Source organism: Streptomyces diversicolor (assembly GCF_057537855.1).
Genome location: NZ_BAAJXA010000027.1, coordinates 22,298 through 35,782, shown reverse-complemented (window position 1 = coordinate 35,782; position 13,485 = coordinate 22,298). Strand labels below are relative to the sequence as shown.

At 70.2% G+C, this 13,485-nt stretch carries 14 protein-coding genes; 8 read left to right on the top strand and 6 right to left on the bottom strand.

The annotated features are described in order from the left end of the window. Window positions 1-46: 46 nt before the first annotated feature. From AC27LF_RS28750 to AC27LF_RS28730, 5 genes are all read left to right on the top strand, one after another. Window positions 47-436 carry a helix-turn-helix domain-containing protein gene (locus AC27LF_RS28750; protein WP_479658245.1) on the top strand — a complete coding sequence of 130 codons (390 nt, stop codon included), beginning with the start codon at window positions 47-49 and terminating at the stop codon, window positions 434-436. Between the two features lie 204 nt (window positions 437-640). Then, the gene (locus AC27LF_RS28745) at window positions 641-895 is read left to right on the top strand and encodes a hypothetical protein (RefSeq protein WP_479658244.1); all 255 of its coding nucleotides are present in this window, start codon (window positions 641-643) and stop codon (window positions 893-895) included. Between the two features lie 215 nt (window positions 896-1,110). Further along, window positions 1,111-2,403, top strand: a complete 1,293-nt coding sequence (locus tag AC27LF_RS28740) for a tyrosine-type recombinase/integrase (protein ID WP_479658243.1) — start codon at window positions 1,111-1,113, stop codon at window positions 2,401-2,403. Between the two features lie 340 nt (window positions 2,404-2,743). Further along, a complete protein-coding gene (locus AC27LF_RS28735; protein ID WP_351728841.1) occupies window positions 2,744-2,983 on the top strand; it encodes a hypothetical protein in 240 nt (79 codons plus the stop codon). Between the two features lie 94 nt (window positions 2,984-3,077). Continuing rightward, window positions 3,078-3,290, top strand: a complete 213-nt coding sequence (locus AC27LF_RS28730) for a hypothetical protein (protein WP_479658242.1) — start codon at window positions 3,078-3,080, stop codon at window positions 3,288-3,290. A 401-nt stretch (window positions 3,291-3,691) separates the two neighbouring features. Here the strand turns inward: AC27LF_RS28730 and AC27LF_RS28725 are convergent, their stop codons facing one another. Further along, entirely contained in the window at window positions 3,692-4,348 is a 657-nt protein-coding gene (locus AC27LF_RS28725) for an HAD family hydrolase (RefSeq protein WP_479658241.1), read from the bottom strand. A 273-nt stretch (window positions 4,349-4,621) separates the two neighbouring features. Beyond that, on the bottom strand, window positions 4,622-5,206 hold the full coding sequence (locus AC27LF_RS28720) for a TetR/AcrR family transcriptional regulator (RefSeq protein ID WP_479658240.1): 585 nt from the start codon (window positions 5,204-5,206) through the stop codon (window positions 4,622-4,624). A 70-nt stretch (window positions 5,207-5,276) separates the two neighbouring features. Here AC27LF_RS28720 and AC27LF_RS28715 point away from each other — a divergent pair, with 70 nt between their 5' ends. Next, the gene (locus tag AC27LF_RS28715) at window positions 5,277-6,170 is read left to right on the top strand and encodes an NADP-dependent oxidoreductase (protein ID WP_479658239.1); all 894 of its coding nucleotides are present in this window, start codon (window positions 5,277-5,279) and stop codon (window positions 6,168-6,170) included. A 42-nt stretch (window positions 6,171-6,212) separates the two neighbouring features. Here AC27LF_RS28715 and AC27LF_RS28710 read toward each other — a convergent pair whose 3' ends face one another. Beyond that, window positions 6,213-7,103, bottom strand: coding sequence for a helix-turn-helix transcriptional regulator (locus AC27LF_RS28710; RefSeq protein ID WP_479658238.1), 891 nt, complete (start codon window positions 7,101-7,103; stop codon window positions 6,213-6,215). A 141-nt stretch (window positions 7,104-7,244) separates the two neighbouring features. Between AC27LF_RS28710 and AC27LF_RS28705 the strand changes: the two genes are divergently transcribed. After that, complete coding sequence (locus AC27LF_RS28705) at window positions 7,245-8,039, top strand: SDR family oxidoreductase (protein WP_479658237.1); 795 nt, start codon at window positions 7,245-7,247, stop codon at window positions 8,037-8,039. A 73-nt stretch (window positions 8,040-8,112) separates the two neighbouring features. Here the strand turns inward: AC27LF_RS28705 and AC27LF_RS28700 are convergent, their stop codons facing one another. After that, a complete protein-coding gene (locus AC27LF_RS28700) occupies window positions 8,113-8,655 on the bottom strand; it encodes a hypothetical protein (RefSeq protein WP_487231249.1) in 543 nt (180 codons plus the stop codon). Window positions 8,656-8,841: 186 nt separating this feature from the next. Further along, entirely contained in the window at window positions 8,842-9,735 is an 894-nt protein-coding gene (locus tag AC27LF_RS28695; protein ID WP_479658235.1) for an SDR family NAD(P)-dependent oxidoreductase, read from the bottom strand. 100 nt (window positions 9,736-9,835) lie between these two features. Between AC27LF_RS28695 and AC27LF_RS28690 the strand changes: the two genes are divergently transcribed. Then, window positions 9,836-10,504: a TetR/AcrR family transcriptional regulator gene (locus AC27LF_RS28690; RefSeq protein WP_479658234.1), complete on the top strand. Its 669-nt coding sequence runs from the start codon at window positions 9,836-9,838 to the stop codon at window positions 10,502-10,504. Between the two features lie 329 nt (window positions 10,505-10,833). Here the strand turns inward: AC27LF_RS28690 and AC27LF_RS28685 are convergent, their stop codons facing one another. Beyond that, complete coding sequence (locus AC27LF_RS28685) at window positions 10,834-13,113, bottom strand: GDSL-type esterase/lipase family protein (RefSeq protein ID WP_479658233.1); 2,280 nt, start codon at window positions 13,111-13,113, stop codon at window positions 10,834-10,836. Window positions 13,114-13,485: the final 372 nt, after the last annotated feature.

The window sequence follows — 13,485 nt, the reverse complement described above, 5'->3', positions numbered from 1 at the left end:
CTACTTTTACTTGCAGAAAGTAGAAGGTGGCGGGCACTCTTGCCCTGTGGAGAACCCTGAGCACGCCACCAGCGAGGTGGCCGAGACCTTCGCGCAGGCGCTGACCGCCCTCAAGGACGAGTACGGCGTCAGCGACACGGAGGTCGCGCGCCGTCTACAGGCGCACGGGCTCCAGGTATCCGTCGCCGCAGTCAACACCTGGGTGCACGGCAAGCGCATCCCTCGGCCTGCCACCATCCGTGCGCTCGCCGAGCTGTTCCCGAAGTTCACGGCGGACCGGCTCCTCGCGGCGGCCGGAAAGAGGGCGCCCGCCCCGCAAACGGCCGACGAACGAGAAGAGACCCTTAGGGTCCTGGACCGGCTGACCGAGGAGCAGCGACGAATGCTGTTGATCCAGGCCAGGGCCGTGGCGGACAGCAACGACAGACAAAGCTGACATCCACTCAGGAACCGTCGTGCAACCTTACCTGCGGTTCAGTGGTCTCCGTAAAACGGAGCTGACTACTCCCCGTCAACCTTTGTGCGGGAAGCCTGCTCAGAGTGGTCGCGTATTCGACTAACCAGAGGTACGGTCGAGCACACGACCGATGTTCTCCCCCGTCGGTACACGTCAGTCACACGTGCAACCTGGGGGAGTTCTATGTGCATTCGCGTCCGATTCGCGCCGCGCGACCAGCTTGACCCCTGGGACGCCGAGCGGCAGATCATCACGGTCCCTGACGAGTTGAGCGCTACTGCCCTCTACACACTTCGCGCCGTCCGCGCCGTACTTCTCCAACTCGGCATCGAGCAGGAGCCGTTCGGTGCACGCTGCTGGTGCGGGGATGAGATTGAGCTGTTCCCCGCGATCCCACAGCAGCGAAGGAGTGACGAGGTGATCCACCTTGGCGCCTGAACCCGAGCAGATCCCAAGCCGCACGTGCGGCTGCCCTGACTGCGTCATCGACCTACCGCCGGAACGCTACGGCCCGCGCCCTCCGCAGAGCGGGTGCACCGGTCCCTGGCAGGCTCGCTGGAGCGCCGGCCGGGCGCGCCGGACGAAGAGCTTCACCACGCGGCAGGACGCGGTCACGTTCCTCGCGACCGTCCAGCTGAAGGCGAGGCATCAGCGTGCCTCGTAGGGCCCTGAACAACCCACGGCAGATCCCGTCGAAGAACTGCGGCTGCGCGCTCTGCCTGGAGAAGTACCCGCCCGCCGAGTACGGCGAGCGCCGACCCCGCCGCGATTGCATCGGCAGCTGGCAGGCCCGCTACCGCGACCCGGCTGGCAAGCAGAAGGCGAAGAACTTCCCGATCGAGGAGGGCGGCAGGAAGGCTGCGGAGGCATTTCTCGACAAGACTCGCACCGCGGTACGCGAGCGGACCTACCGCGACCCCGAGCGGGGGAAGATCACACTCGGGAAGTGGTGGGAAGAGTTCTGGGAGGTCCAGAGCAAGAAGGGGAAGATCAAGACCCGCAACCGCAAGCTCAGCGTGTGGCGCGCCCACGTCGAGCCCAAGTGGTCTGGGTACCGGCTGATCGACCTTGAGTACATGGCCTTGCAGAAGTGGCTCACGAACCATGTGAAGGGTCACCGGACGCAGACCCAGGTGAAGCAGCTCCTCGTCGCCCTGCTCGGCGCGGCGATCAAGGACGGCGAGCGGATCAGCATCAATCCGGCCGAGCACCTTGAGGTCACAGCGCAGAAGGTGCTCAAGCATCCCGACGACCTGAAGCCTCCGACCGAGGCGCAGTACGCGCTCATCCACGCGGCGCTGCCCGCGTACTACCAGGTCATCCTCCGGGACTTCGCGTACGAGACGGGCATGCGCCCGGGGGAGTACGCGGGTCTGCGGCTCCACTGCGTCGACGAGAAGGAGATGGTGGTCTACGTGAAGGAGATCCTGGTGTCGGACAATGGTCGGCTGTGCCGCCAGGCCGTACCCAAGACGGAGGCTGGGTTCCGGGCTGTGCCGCTGACGCCGAAGGCGCTCGGGGCGATCCGCTTCATGAAGGAGAAGTGGAAGCCGAAGGCGACTCGGTCGGCCATCGGTGACGGTTACGACCTGCACACGGAGGAGCTGGTGTTCCGCGGGCCCCGTGGGGCAGCGCTGAACACGAACAACCTTCAGCGGCCGTGGCGCACGGCGATCGAGCAGGCCGGGATCGCGCGCGAGATCAAGAACCCGGAGACGGGGCGTTCGGAGTGGTGGCCGCGGTTGTACGAGTACCGGCACAAGACGACGTCGCGGCTTCACGAGGCCGGCGTGCCGGAGAGGGACACTCAGGCGTTTCTCGGGCAGAAGCGCGGCGGGAAGGTCACGTGGCTCTACACGCACGAGAGCGAGAGCGCTCGGGAGAAGGTGCGTGCGGCCCTGACCGGCGGCGCGGGCGAGGGAAGCGGACTCCGTGCCGTTGAGTGATCGATTGGGGCGGGAGTCCGCAAAAAGTCCACACGCACCGCTCGGCACCACTCGGGGCCGCTCGAAATGGCTCACATGTTCGACGCGTGGCGGAGATGATCACGACCCGGAATGGCTCGGCACCCCTCGGGAACGCTGGCCATGTGGAAGGAAGGTCTTACAAGCAGGATGTCGGCGGTTCGAAACCGTCCGCGCCCACCGCGGTGAACGGTCCTTCGGAGGTGGCTCCGGGGGGCCGTTTCTGCGTTCGTTTCCGTTCGCGGAGTGGGCGCGTCCATCTGGACCCCCGTCTCGCGGGTCGGACCGGGGCTGCGGCGGGTCCGGCCTAGCATCCGTGGACGTGGCAGACATCCCCGATCGGCTCATCGCACTGGAACGTACCGCTGAGGAAGAGCGGGCGAAGCTCGCCGGGCTCAGCGGCGATGACTACGACGCGCAGTGGCGCCGCTGGCGTACGGCGGCGGAGGCCGCGCAGGCGGCGATCACCGAGCACGCCAAGCAGACCGAGGCCAACCGGCACGAGGTGGAGCAGGCCGTGAAGAGGGCCGTCCGGCATGCCGAGGAGGACCCCGCGGAGTGACCGCCCGAGGCGGCCCTGGCCTCGGTTCCCGGTCTGCGGGCGCTGTGGTGCGGTCCGCTGTGCGCTCGCCCGCGCGCGGGGTGAGTGTGGAGACATGACCGGCACGAAGCCCGTGGTGATCTACCCGCCCGACGAGGAAGGCGGCCGGCGGGTGCGCGTGAACGGGGAGATCCTTGGGCGCGCGTTCAGCCTTCAGGACATCGCCCGCTTCATGCAGCAGGCGGGTTTGCAGGGCTGGGACGAGATGGACGTGGTCCGCTCCACGCTGATCGAGTGGCGCGGTGGGGGGCCGGGGGTGTGGCGCTAGGCGCGACGCGCTCCGCTGGGTTGGCCGCGTTGTCGTCCCTTGGCTGCGGCTTCGTTGTGGCTGGTCGCGCCCGCGCGGCGGAGCCGCATGTCGATACAGCCCCGCGCCCTTGTCGGGGCAGCGACCGTCGTCCCTTGCTGCGGCGCCGTTGTGGCTGGTTGCGCCCGCGCGGCGGAGCCGCATGTCGATACAGCCCCGCGCCCTTGTCGGGGCAGCGACCGTTGTCGGTTGGTTGCGGCGCCGTCGTGGTTGGTCGCGCAGTTCCCCGCGCCCCTATCGGGGCAGCGACCGTCGTCCCTTGGCCGCGGCGCCGTCGTGGTTGGTCGCGCCCGCGCGGCGGAGCGCATGTCGAGCCCCGCAGCGGAGCCGCATGCCGATATAGCCCCGTGCCCCCTCGGGTGTCAGGGGATGTGGATCTTGATCTTGCCGTTTTGGGTGGGTTCGGGGCGTACTCCCGTCAGGTCGGGTACCACGAAGTCCGGGTTGTGTTGCCCGGCGCGTGGGCCGACGCCCACGACCCGCATGCCCGCGGAGCGCCCCGCGGCGATGCCCGCTTCGGAGTCCTCGAAGACGAGGCAGTCGGCGGGGTCGACGCCGAGTTCCGCGGCGCCCTTGAGGAAGCCCTCGGGGGAGGGCTTGCTGGCGCCGACCGATTCCGCGGTGATGCGCACGTCCGGCAGGTCAAGCCCGGCCGCGGCCATCCGCGCCGTGGACAGGGGGACGTCGGCGGAGGTCACGAGGGCGTGCGGCAGCCCGCGCAGGGCCCGTAGGAACGCGCTCGCGCCGGGGACCTCGACCACGCCGTCCATGTCGGCGGTCTCCTCGGCGAGCATGCGGGCGTTGTCGGCGAGGTTCTGCTCGACGGGCCGGTCGGGCAGCAGTACGGCCATGGAGGCGTGCCCTTGGCGGCCGTGCACCACCGTCATCACCTCGTCGCCGTCCAGTCCGTGCCGCTCGGCCCAGCGCCGCCAGATGCGTTCGACGACGGCGTCGGAGTTGACGAGCGTGCCGTCCATGTCGAGCAGCAGGGCGCGGGCGGTGAGAACGGTGGGCGGCATGGGCGGCGGCTCCAAGGCGGCGGGCGGGTGGCGGTCCGGCGGCGGGCGCCGGCCGCTGGGGAGGTCGGATGCGTCCCCGGAGGGACACAGGCCCCCGGAGGGACAAAGCCCGGAGAGGCAAGGCGCATCCGGAAGGGCAAAGCACCCCGGAGGGACAAGGCGGCCCCGCCCGCCGGTCAGGGAAAGCGGGCGGGAGCCACTTTGTTTCTCCACGGTACAAAACGAAGGCACCATCCCGCCACCGCCGCGTCAACCGTTCACGCGACGTTCAGCTCACCCGCGGGCCGTGAGGGCGGCGGCCCAGGCCGCCTCGACCATCCGGAAGATCTCGTCCACCGCGCCCTCCGGATCGTCCGCCTCACGGGCCAGTGAGAACGCGTCGATCGCGAACCGCGCGATCGTCCGGCAGGCCGTCGTGGTCTGCGGTAGGCCGGGATCGGCGGCGATGGCCGTGGCCAGCGACTCAGCGTGGCGCAGCCGCATCGACTCCTCGTACTCCCGCAGGGCGGGTGTCGCGTCGATCATGCGCCAGATCGGGGCGGCGCCGTCCGCCGTGCAGTGCCGCACCAGGGCCTGGATCTCGCGGCGCAGTACGGGGATCAGCGGCTCGTCGGGGGCCCGGCCGGTGACCGCCTGGGTGAGGCGTTGCTCGAAGTTCTGGTCCTGCTCGAACACCAGGGCCTCTTTCGAGGCGAAGTGGGAGAAGAGCGTGGTGACGGCCACGTCGGCCTCGGCGGCCACCTCGCGGATGCCCACCGCGTCGTATCCGCGTTCCATGAAGAGCCGTAGCGCGGTGTCGGCGATCTTCTGGCGGGTCGCGGCCTTCTTGCGCTCACGGCGTCCGGACGGCACGGTCATGCCCTGACGCTATCAGATGCAAAACTGGAACGGTTTTTAAACCGTAACCGTTAGTGTTACGGTCGGCCGCATGAAGAAAGTGAGCTTCGCCGAGTTCGGCGGTCCGGACGTGCTGCACCTCATCGACGCCGAGGAACCCCACGCGGGGCCCGGTCGGATACGCATCGCCGTGCGGGCGGCGGGCGTGAACCCCGTCGACTGGCGTATCCGTGAAGGCCAGTTCCAGCAGGTCCATCCGATCGAGTTGCCCGCCGGAGTCGGGCAGGACGCCGCCGGGGTGGTGGACGAGGTCGGCGAGGGCGTCGAAGGGGTCGAGGTCGGCGACCGCGTGTTCGGCGAGGGTACGAGCACGTATGCCGAGTTCGCCGTGCTGTCGGCCTGGGCCCGTATGCCCGAGGGGCTGACGTTCGAAGAGGCGGCCGGTTACCCCTCCGTGGTGGAGACCGCGCTGCGCATCATCGGCCAGGTCGGTGTGCGGTCCGGGCAGACACTGCTGGTCAGCGGCGCGTCCGGGGGAGTGGGTTCGGCGGTGCTGCAGATCGCCCGCGACCGCGGCATCACGGTGATCGGTACGGCCGGTGCCGCGAACCAGGACTATCTGCGCGGCCTGGGCGCCCTCGCCACGCCGTACGGCGAGGGCTGGGTCGAGCGGGTGCGGCGGCTCGGCCGCATCGACGCGGCGCTCGATCTGGCCGGTTCGGGCGTGATCCGCGAGCTGGTGGAGCTGACCGGGGATCCGCGGAGGGTGGTCTCCATCGCCGATCTCGGAGCGCCGGAGTTGGGTGTCCGGTTCTCCGGGGTGGCCGGGAGCATGCCGGACGCGCTCGCCGTGGCCGTCGGCCTCATCTCGCGGGGCAGGCTCCACATCCCGGTCGAGAGGTCGTACCCGCTCGGCGAGGCCGCGGCGGCGCACGTCGACAGCCAGGCCGGTCATACGCGCGGGCGCCGGGTCCTGGTCGTCTGAGAGCCGTCCTCACGGCCGCCGGTGTTCGTCAGGGCGTCGTCGTCAGGGCGTCTGCGGGCGCGGGGCGTCGGCCGGCTCCTCGTGTGCCGCGTCCGCGGACCCGGACCCGGACCCGGGCCCGGTCTCGGCGAGCGCGGCGAGGAGCCGCAGCTTCTCGTCGCTGTCGCTGTCCTTGTCGGGGTAGTAGACGACGAGGATGACGTCCTCCACGGGGAGTTTGTCGCGGTGCAGCCTGAGGTCACCGACGACGGGGTGGTGGACGGTGGTGCTGCCTCCGTCCATCGTGCGGACGTCGTGCCGGGCCCACAGGGTGCGGAACCGCTCGCTGGACAGCGCGAGTTCTCCGACGAGTTCGACGAACCGGGGATTGTCGGTGTCGTCCCCGATGGTGGTGCGGAGGGCGGCGACGAAATCGGCGGTGGCCTTCGGCCAGTCCTGGTGGAACGCCTGCTCCTCGGGATCGAGGAGCAGGGAACGAAGCCGGTTCTGGCCGGGCCTCAGGCGCGGGGAGAGCGCGACGGCCATCGGGTTGGCGGCCAGCACGTCGAAGGCGCGTCCTTCGACGAACGCGGGGACGGGAAGGTGGGCGAGGAGCTGGTGCACCCGTGCCGGTACGTGCTCGGGTCGCTTGCGACGCGGTGCCCTGGGGCGTGCCGCCGCGAGGCCGAGCAGATACGTCCGCTCGACGTCGTCGAGACGCAGGACGCGCGCGAGCGCGTCGAGCACCTGGGGCGAGGGGTTCTTGTCGCGGCCCCGTTCCAGGCGCAGGTAGTAGTCGGCGCTGATGCCGGCGAGCAGGGCGACCTCCTCACGGCGCAGGCCCGGGACGCGGCGGTTTCCGCCGGCCGGGAGCCCCGCCTGCGCCGGGGAGACCAGCTCGCGTCGGGCGCGTAGGTAGCTGCCGAGTCGGTTGCCGGTTTCCTCGTCCTTCATGACGCCACCGTAAAACGGTGCGCGGGTCCGAGCGGGGGTCCTGGCAGGACCAGGGAAGACGGGGGCCCTGCCACACCCGGTGGTCACCGTCAAGACTTGCGGCATCACCGTTTGAGAAGTTTGAGAGAGGGAGGACCTGTCGTGGATCTCTCCAACCGCACCGTTCTCGTCGTCGGCGGCACCTCGGGCATCGGGCGGGAACTGGCCCGCCGGTTCGCCGCGGCCGGCAGCACCGTGGCTGTGGCCGGCCGTAACCAGGAAGCGCTCGCGGAGCTGTCCGCGGAAGGTTTCGGCACCGTCGCCGTGGACGTCACCGATGGTGCCTCCGTCGCCCGTGCCCGCGATGCCGTGCTCGCCCGGTATCCCGAGCTGGACACCGTGGTGACGATGTCGGGCGTCATGCTTCTGGAGGACCTGCGCGACCCCGCGCACTTCGAGGCGGCGCGTACGACGATCGACACCAACCTGGTCGGCACGATCCGGGTCATCGACGCCTTCACCCCGCATCTGGTCGGCCGCGGCGCCGGCACCTTCGTCACCGTCACCTCCGGCATCGCGTTCCTGCCGTTCCCGCCCATGCCCACCTACGCCGCCTCGAAGGCCGCGGTGCACGCCTACTCCGAGGCACTGCGCGCACAGCTCGACGGCACCGGTGTCGGCGTCGTCGAACTGGTTCCTCCGGCGGTCGCCACGGCAGGGCAGGAGAAGGTGAACCCGCGCGCGCTGCCGCTCCACGATTTCGCCACCGAGGTCATGCAACTGCTGTCGCAGGACCCCACCCCCCACGAAATCCTGGTGAAGGCAGTCCACCTCCACCGCTGGGCAGAACGCGACGGCACCTACGCAGCCCTGGTGGCCCAGCGCTCCCAGGCCCTCGATTCCATGCGGGGCGAGGTGTCCGCGGGCTCGGCGGGTGATGACGCGGCGTCCGCGTAGGCGCGGTCGGCGGGATCGCGGAGGCCGCGGGCGGCCCGGGCAACGAGTTTGTCCCCCGCGACAACCTCACTGTTCAGACTCCTACGGCGGCAGCCGCGATCACGCACGCCACAGCGCCGACGGTGCAGACGTCAGCGATCCACGAGACGGTGAACTTCTTCGTCACCTGGGCCTGTTGCGTGGCCCTCCGCCTGCGCCTCACTTCCTGCTCGATGCGCTCGGCGGCACGATCCGCGGATCTCACAAAGATGTCAATGATCGACCCCCCGAATCCCGTGCAGTAAATCTCGTCTCCTGCCCGCGTGACCAGGTTCAACGTTCCTCCACCACCACCCCGCACCTCGGCGACAGCACCGTACGGCACCGTGTAAGTGGTCAACGGGTTGACAACGGTCACGGCGGAAGGGCCAAGCACGATGCGTGAGCCCATGATGCGTCGGCTGAGTGCAATGGTGAAAAGGCAGGCGGCCACGCCGATAAGTGGTCCACTTTCGAAGGTGTAGGTGAGGCTGATGAGCACGCCGACCGCTACCAGCCCAAAGCCGAGGGTGACAACCCATGACAGCACCCTGAACGACATCCTCCGCAGGACCTTGTCCTTGCGGCCGTTCACCACGATGCGTTTCCTTTCCCGGAAGTACGCGCCGTCCGCGCTGCGACGTTGTTCTCTACTCGGCTAGATGCCCTGGGCACACGGGCTTGCGCAACAGTACGACGTTGCTGGACCCGGACGGCCTGGCCGTGGCGAGAATCGAGCGGTTCGCCGGGGCGCTGCCGTACCCGTCGTACGACAGAGGCCGGGCTAGAGGGGGAACTTGACGCCTGTCAGTTGCTCGGAGGCGGTCCAGAGGCGGCGCTGGGCCTCGGCGTCGTAGGACTGCGGGCTCGAGGTGACCAGGCGGGGGTGTCCCTTGATCTCGTTCCGGCCTCCGGGGCCGTAGTACTGCCCGCCGAGGACGGCGGGGTCGGTCGCGGCCCGCAGGGTGGGCAGCGCGCCCATCGGCGCCTTCTGGGTGATCGCCGGCGCGAGCCAGGTCAGCGGCGTGCGGACGATCGCCGGGGCGTTGCGGGCGAGTTCGGTGTTGGACATGCCGGGATGCGCGGCCACCGCGGCGGTGGTGCCGTGCGCCGCGAGCCGCCGTTGCAGCTCGTAGGTGAACATGAGGTTGGCGAGCTTGGACTGCCCGTAGGCGCCGACCCGGCTGTACGACCGCTCCCACTGGAGGTCGTCGAAGTGGATCGCGGCCCGGATGCGGTGCCCGGTGCTGCTGACCGTCACCACCCGGGAGCCGGGCGCCGGCAGGAGCAGGTCCAGCAGCAGCCCGGTAAGCGCGAAATGCCCCAGGTGGTTGGTGCCGAACTGCAACTCGAAGCCGTCCCGGGTGGTCTGCTTCGGCGTGTACATCACCCCTGCGTTGTTGATCAGCAGGTCGATCCGCTGATGTCGGTCGCGCAATGCGGCCGCCGCGGCGCGGACCGAGTCCAGCGACGTCAGGTCCAGGGCCTGCACGGTGACGTCGCCGGACATCCGCGCGGCGGCCCGCTTGCCCTTCTCGGTGTCGCGCACGGCCAGCACCACCGACGCGCCGCGCTCCGCGAGCACCCGGGCCGTCTCGAAGCCCAGGCCGGTGTTGGCGCCGGTCACCACGGCCACCCGTCCCCGTTGTTCGGGAACATCCTGCTCGGTCCACTTCATGACACCCTCCTTATGTACTGCCGGTACATTACGTCTCGACCGTAAGGGACCGTCGGTACGCTGTCAAGGGACCGCTGGTAAATAAGCTAGGCTGGCGGACATGACCTTCCAGCGGGCCCGCAGCGAGGAGCAGCGCGAGATCCGGCGCCGGGCGATCCTGGACACGGCGGCGGCGATGCTCGACGAGATGCCGGTGGCCGAGGTGAGCCTCAACGAGCTGAGCCGGCGCGCCGGACTGGCCAAGTCGGCCCTGTTGCGCTACTTCGAGTCACGCGAGGCGGTGCTGCTCGAACTGCTGGACTACTTCCTGCACACCTGGCTGGCGGAGCTGCCGGACGAGCTGGCCGCCGGTATCGACGCGAGCCTGCCCGCCGAGCAGCGGGCCGGCCGGCTGGCCGAAGTGCTCAGCCGCTCGCTGGCCGACCGCCCCGTGCTGTGCGACCTGTTCGGGGCGCAGGGCGGCGTCCTGGAGCACAACGTCACCCTTGAGGTCGCCCGGCGCCACAAGCGGGCCTCGCTCGACGCCCTGGCGACCATGACCGACCTGGTCCGCCGGCATGTGCCGGAACTCGGCGACGGCGCTCAGGCGTTCTGCCTGCACGCCATGATCCTGGCCGGCGCGTTGTCGGCCTACTGCCCGCCGCCGGCCGCCATACTCGCCGTCTACGAGGCCGACCCCTCGCTTGCGGTAGTGGGCTCCGACCTGCACGACGCCCTGCGGCTGGGCCTCGACGCGGCGCTGCTGGGCGCCCTGCCCCGCGCGAGCTGAGCGGGTCCAGCGAAGTCCGCTGCGGTGCGACAGCGCCCCGAAGGGGCGCGGGGCTGTAGTGATATGCGGCTCCGCCGCGATGGGGGTCCCCTATGTCCAGCGGAGCGCTCAGCGGCCCCGCGGGGCCACGCCGGGCTCCTGGGTGCCGCCCCGGCGCCGGACGTGCGAGCGGCGTCGGGGCTGTTTCGGGTGCGTCGGTCAGTGGTCGGCCGGGGGCGTCGAAGGCGTTCGTCTTCGCTCGGCGCGGCTCGCCGGGAAGCCATCATCCGGACCGACGCCCGGCCCGGTCACCAGGGGGTGACCGGGCCGAGCTGACTCAGTGGCTGGGCCTAGGAACAGGCGCCGCAGCCGCCCACGCTGGAGCCACCGCCGAAGCCACCGGGGCTGCCGGAGCCACCGGGGCTGCCTCCGCCGGGGCTGGATCCGAGGCCGGAGCCGCCGACGCCGGTTCCGATGCCCGAACTGCTGGGGCTGCCGGACCCGAAGCCGCCGCCGTAGGCGCCGGGGTTGACGGTGGCGTACCCACCGCCGATGCCGCTGCTGCCGGGTGAACCGGTCCCCACGTTGGGCATGTTGCCGGGGATGTTGCTCCAGGCTCCGGAACTCCCGATGATGCTGCTCCCGAGGCCGCTGGGATAGCCGGTACCGGGCATATTGCCGGGGATGGTGCTCCAGGCGGCGGGAGCCGGTTGCGGGGCCGGCGCCGGGTTGATGGTGCTGCCGACCGGAGGCAGCCCCGCACCAGGGTCGAGGCCGGGGGTCGGGCCCGGCGTGTTCGCGGGCTGCGACGGGGCCGAAGAGCCACCGTCAGCCATGCCCCTGCTCGGAAGCGCGCCCGAGCCGGTGGCAGGGGCTGCGCCGGTCGCTACGCCCCGGCTGGGGAGTGTGCCGGAGCCGGTGGCTGGAGCCGTGCCGGTGGCTGCGCCCCGGCCCGGAGCCGAACCGGAGCCGGTGGCAGGAGCGGGGGCGGGGGCCGGGGCGGAACCGGTGCCGGAACCCTGGCCGGGAGTCGTGCCGGTGCCGGAACCCTGGCCGGGAGTCGTGCCGGTGCCGGAACCCTGGCCGGGAGTCGTGCCGGTGCCGGAACCCTGGCCGGGAGTCGTGCCGGTGCCGGAACCCTGGCCGGGAGTCGTGCCCGTGCCGGAACCCTGGCCGGGAGTCGTGCCGGTGCCGGAGCCCTTACCGGGAGTCGTGCCCTTGCCCGGACTCGTACCGTTGCCGGGAGCCGTGCCCTTGCCCGGAGCCGTGCCGGTGCCCGAACCATGGCCCGGAGTCGTGCCCTTACCCGGACTCGTGCCTTTGCCAGGAGTGGTCCCGGTACCTGAACCTTTACCGGGAGCCGTGCCCTTGCCCGGACTCGTGCCCTTGCCGGGTGCCGTGCCCTTACCCGGTGTCGAGCCCGAGGTGGACCCCTGGCCCGGAGTCGTGCCCGGGGTGGAGTCGTTGCCCGGAGCCGTGCTCGCCCCGATGGGCACCAAGCCGAGACCGCTGGGCCTGGACGGCTTGCGCTTCTTGTGGCTCCGGACGGCGCGGTCATCGACACCGTCACCGTTGACGTCCGGGACCAACTCACGCAGCTTGGTGAGCGGCGTCAGCTTGTCGCCCTGTGCCGGCGGCGACTTCAGTCCCAGCGCCTTGGCCAGCGCCTTGGCGATGGCGTTGGCCATCAACGCGCCGCCGCGGGTGTTCGGGTGGAACGGCTCGTGCTTGCTCCACTGGCCGACGCTTCCGGTGAAGACCACGCCCAGATCGGTGAGCCCCGGCTTGTCGGTGTAGACCTCGCGCCCGGCCATCGAATCGGAGACATCGGCCAGTTCGGCGCAGCCGCAGACCTCCACCGCCTTGGCGATCGCGGCGTTGAGCTGCTTCCCGAACTCCTGGATGCGTTCCAGTTCGTACGTGCTGAAACCGCTGTAGTAGGGCGCCTTGACCTTCGGGTCGATGGCCAGCGGGTAGTTGGGCACCACCAGCTTGGCGTGCGGAGCCCGTTGCTGCAACGCCTTGTAGACCTGTAGCAGTCGCGCGGTCACCGTGGGCGCCTGGCCCGGCGCCGAGTTCGCCGCCTGGTCCCGGTACTCCTGGTCGCTCAGCCCGGAGTCGAGCATGGGCTTGAGATCTTTGAGTACCTTCTCGAACGCCTTACCGGTGCCTGAGGTGATGGCATCGGTCAGTACCTCGGCGAAGTGGGCGTCGTTGCCGCCGAAACCGACGATCACGGCGTCCGCGTCGGGCCGGACCAGGTCCCGCTGCGGTCCGTTGACCATCGGGTCCCCGGACGACTCGGGCGCTTGGGACTGGAAGAAGTCCTTGGCGACCGCACCCGATGACGCGCCCGTGGCGCCGTTCAGATTCACATCCGGGTTGGCGTCCTCGACCCGCTGCATCGCCTGCGCCCCGGCCGCGTAGGGCGACCGGTGCCGGGGGTCGTTGGCGTTGAAGTAGGTGCCGACCATCCCCTCGCCCGCGGAGTAGGAGTCGCCGACGATGTCTACTTTGACGTCTCTTGGTTCAGCTGCGGCGGCCGGAGCCGAACCGTGGCCGGTCGGCGCTTGGGATGGCTGGGCGGAGGCGGTGCCGGCCGGAACGGTCAGTGCCGAGGCCAGGACCACGGTGCCGGCGACTTGAGCCAGCAGGGTGCCGCGTCTGTGCGCTGGTTGTAACGGTGGGGGGCTCAACTTGTTCTCCTCTAAGGGGCGTTACGTGAAGGCGCCCGGTGAGGCGGATCTTTTTGGATCGATCCAATCGGGCGCAACAGGAACCGTATCGTCATGGACCTGACATGCAAGCGTGAACGAAGCGGAGAATGTGTGAAGCCGCACCCGCCATACGGCATACCGAGGCACCCCCTTGGGCGCCCGGACCGAGGCCGAACTCCTGGGCGCCGCCGAGCATTTCAGGGGCGCGGGGAACGGCGCGCCCAGCCACAACGAAACCCGCACCCGCCGCACGCCATACCGAGGCACCCCCTTGGGCGCCCGGAC

What these genes read in the sequence shown, in the direction of transcription:
- AC27LF_RS28745 (WP_479658244.1), top strand. Translation starts at nt 641, where the DNA reads ATGTGCATTCGCGTCCGATTCGCGCCGCGCGACCAGCTTGACCCCTGG.
- AC27LF_RS28730 (WP_479658242.1), top strand. Translation starts at nt 3,078, where the DNA reads ATGACCGGCACGAAGCCCGTGGTGATCTACCCGCCCGACGAGGAAGGC.
- AC27LF_RS28725 (WP_479658241.1), bottom strand. Translation starts at nt 4,348, where the DNA reads ATGCCGCCCACCGTTCTCACCGCCCGCGCCCTGCTGCTCGACATGGAC.
- AC27LF_RS28720 (WP_479658240.1), bottom strand. Translation starts at nt 5,206, where the DNA reads ATGACCGTGCCGTCCGGACGCCGTGAGCGCAAGAAGGCCGCGACCCGC.
- AC27LF_RS28715 (WP_479658239.1), top strand. Translation starts at nt 5,277, where the DNA reads ATGAAGAAAGTGAGCTTCGCCGAGTTCGGCGGTCCGGACGTGCTGCAC.
- AC27LF_RS28710 (WP_479658238.1), bottom strand. Translation starts at nt 7,103, where the DNA reads ATGAAGGACGAGGAAACCGGCAACCGACTCGGCAGCTACCTACGCGCC.
- AC27LF_RS28695 (WP_479658235.1), bottom strand. Translation starts at nt 9,735, where the DNA reads ATGAAGTGGACCGAGCAGGATGTTCCCGAACAACGGGGACGGGTGGCC.
- AC27LF_RS28690 (WP_479658234.1), top strand. Translation starts at nt 9,836, where the DNA reads ATGACCTTCCAGCGGGCCCGCAGCGAGGAGCAGCGCGAGATCCGGCGC.